This is a genomic window from Streptomyces sp. NPDC005070, from assembly GCF_053600395.1.
This window is the reverse complement of the sequence record NZ_JBSFZS010000396.1, coordinates 1-2,136: the sequence shown is the minus strand read 5'-3', so window position 1 is coordinate 2,136 and position 2,136 is coordinate 1. Positions and strand designations below refer to the sequence as shown.

Here is a 2,136-nt window from a genome sequence, read left to right as displayed (position 1 = left end):
GGACGGTCGCCGCGAGCCCCTGCCAGAAGGAGAGCCCGAAGAGGATCGGGAAGGCGCCCAGCACACAGGTCGCGAAGGTGTTGGCGCCGCCGAAGGCGAGCCGGAACAAGTCGATCGGCCGGGCCGTGCGGTCCTCGTCCGGGATTCGCTCGACGCCATATGTCTCGATTTCGGTGACCGAGGTCGTCACGGGCCCTCCAATGTCCGTTAGTGCACCGTTCAAACGGTGGCCTCCACAGTGTGGGGCCCCGGGTGACCTGCGACAATGGTGTCGATCACAGATGAGTACGATGTCATTTGTGGCCAGCGACAAACTCACCATCCAGGACCTGCTCTCCTCTCCGGCCCTCCAGCTCTCGCTGAAGGCGGGCGGCGGTCTGGACCGGGCCGTCTCCTGGGCGCACGCCAGCGAGCTCGTCGATCCGACGCCGTGGCTCCTGGGAGCCGAGCTGATCATGACCGCGGGCCTGGCGATCCCCCGTACCGCGGCGGAACAGCGGGCCTATCTGGAGCGGCTGGACGACGCCGGGGCGTCCGGTCTCGCGCTCTCGGCGCAGCTTCACATGCCCCCGCTGCACGACGCGTTCTTCCGGGCCGCGGAGGAGCGGGGTTTCCCGGTCCTCGAGGTGCCGCTCGCCGTTCCCTTCATCGCCGTCGCCCAGGAGGTCGCGGCCTCGGCCCAGGAGGAGGCGCGGCACCGGCTTGGCGCGCAGCTCCAGGTCTTCGGCGCGCTGCGCTGGCTGGTCACGGAGAACCTCGACACACCGACACTCCTGCGCCGGCTCGAAGGCCTGTCCGGCTACGACGTCTTCCTGTGCACACCTCAGGGCCGCCCGCTCCTGCCCGGGGTCCCCGTGCCGGACCCGGATGTCCTGCCCGCGTCCGTCGACGCCCCGCCGACGATCCCCGGCGGGTTCGTCCTCCCGGTGCCGGCGCCCGGCGGCCCCGCCGGCTTCCTCGTCGCGTACGAGCGCGCGGGTGCCCGGCCCGCGGGACTCGCCGTCGTCCAGCACATCGCCACCGTCGCGGCACTGCGCCTGGCGATGGTGCGCAACGAGCGCGAGACGCTGCGCCGCGAGGGAGCGGAGACGTTCGCCGAACTGCTGCAGGAGGTGCTCGACCCGGAGGCGGCGCGGCGCCGGCTCGCCCGGCACGCGATCGAGGGCGACACCGTGCTCCTCATCGTGCGCCGCACCACCGACGAGGCGTTGCTGCGCTGTCTGGAGGACCGGCCCCATCTGCTGCTCACCCGGGGCGAGGACCGCTATGTCCTCGGGGCGCCGGAACTGGCGGCGGCCGTCGGCGAGCTGCCCGGCGTGGCGGCCGGAACCAGCCGCCCCTTCCTGCCGGGGGGCGCGCTGAAGGTCGCCCAGCGCGAGGCGCTGTGGGCGGTGTCCCAGGCCGTCGAGTCCGGCCGCGCAGTCGTCCACTACGGCGACGACGGGGCGGGCCGGTGGCTGCCGGACGATCCCGCCGTCCTGGCGGCACTGGTGGAGCATGTGCTCGGCGGCGTGCTGCGGTACGACGAGAGCCATGACTCGCGGTTGCTGGTGTCCGCCCGCACCTGGATGGAGCGCGACCGCCGCACCGAGACGGCGGCCGCCGCGCTGCACATCCACCCCAACACCCTCGCCTACCGGCTGCGCCGCTTCGGCGCGCTCACCGACCGCGATCTGACGTCGACGGCGGCTCTGGCCGAGGTCTGGCTGGCGATCCAGGCGGCGGGAGCGCTGGGCCTCACCGACTGAGCGGGCCACCGAGCGGGCCCGGGAGTACGTACCGGTCCGCCCCGCGTGCCCGGGGCGCGGATCATGCCTCGCGCCGCGCGACCGCCTCGACCAGCCGTGTGATGTCGGCGAGATCGGCCTCGAACTCGGAGGTGAGGTCGAGGGGCAGGTCCAGCCACGGCCGGAGGGCGCCGTGGCCGGGGAGTTCGCTGTCGTCGAGCGGGCCCCGACTGCTGCGCGGGTCGCCGGCGCCGGGAGTGAAGCGGCCCGAGGCCTCGGAAGCGGCGAAGCCGATGACGAACGTGCTGATCAGGCGTTCCAGCCGGGGCACCTGAGGCTCGGGGACCCCGGCCTCGATGAGCGCGGTGTAGATGATGTCCACCGCCCGCAGGCCGTCCGGGGTGACAGC

The 2,136-nt window shown here is 73.2% G+C and carries 1 protein-coding gene and 2 pseudogenes; 1 reads left to right on the top strand and 2 read right to left on the bottom strand.

The features are described 5' to 3' along the window. A pseudogene (locus ACWEBX_RS39485) lies at positions 1–190 on the bottom strand (cytosine permease); the annotation flags it as partial. Positions 191–299: 109 nt separating this feature from the next. On the opposite strand from ACWEBX_RS39485, the gene ACWEBX_RS39480 reads away from it, so the two are divergent. Beyond that, positions 300–1,748: a PucR family transcriptional regulator gene (locus ACWEBX_RS39480; RefSeq protein WP_451889528.1), complete on the top strand. Its 1,449-nt coding sequence runs from the start codon at positions 300–302 to the stop codon at positions 1,746–1,748. 61 nt (positions 1,749–1,809) lie between these two features. Here ACWEBX_RS39480 and ACWEBX_RS39475 read toward each other — a convergent pair. Next, positions 1,810–2,136: pseudogene (locus ACWEBX_RS39475) on the bottom strand (TetR/AcrR family transcriptional regulator); the annotation flags it as partial.